Here is a 504-nt window from a genome sequence, read left to right on the forward strand (position 1 = left end):
TTTATTATCTCATACATCCCGCCAGCATTTGCAGCGGGGTGGTTTTTAGAACGAAACATTCAGCCAAGTAAAATTCGATTTCTCATTGCTTCATTTATCGGAACGGCGATCATGTATCTCATCGGCACTACCTATATGTATCTTGCACTGAAGCTGTGGATTCATACGCCAGTGAGCTACGGCACGGCTTGGGGCTTTATGATTTGGTTTATGGCAAAAGATACAGCGCTGGCTGTGATACTGTCGTTTATCGCACCAGCAATCTACCGCTCGATTCATAAAGCAACCGGCTTTAACAGAAATCACATATCGTCCATGTAAAGCCGTTCTATTGGACGGTTTTTTTATCATAACGAGAAAAGGCTCCCCAGTAAAGGGGAGCCTTTTTCCTATAAAACAAGCGCTGCAATCCAGCCAAAGATGACAAGCGGAATATTATAAAATATAAATGTCGGCACACAAGTATCCCAAATGTGGTGATGCTGGCCGTCCGCACTCAAACCT

Annotated in this window: 2 protein-coding genes; one reads left to right on the top strand and one right to left on the bottom strand. The window is 43.8% G+C overall.

The features are described 5' to 3' along the window. Positions 1 to 321: biotin transporter BioY (locus tag ACWHAR_RS32585; RefSeq protein ID WP_452089113.1), on the top strand; the 321-nt coding region annotated here is incomplete at its 5' end. A gap of 68 nt (positions 322 to 389) precedes the next feature. On the opposite strand, the gene ACWHAR_RS32590 is transcribed toward ACWHAR_RS32585, so the two are convergent. Further along, the coding region (locus ACWHAR_RS32590) for a Na+/H+ antiporter NhaC family protein (protein ID WP_452089114.1) at positions 390 to 504 on the bottom strand (115 nt) is incomplete at its 5' end.

The organism is Bacillus sp. LR--39 (genome assembly GCF_053613335.1).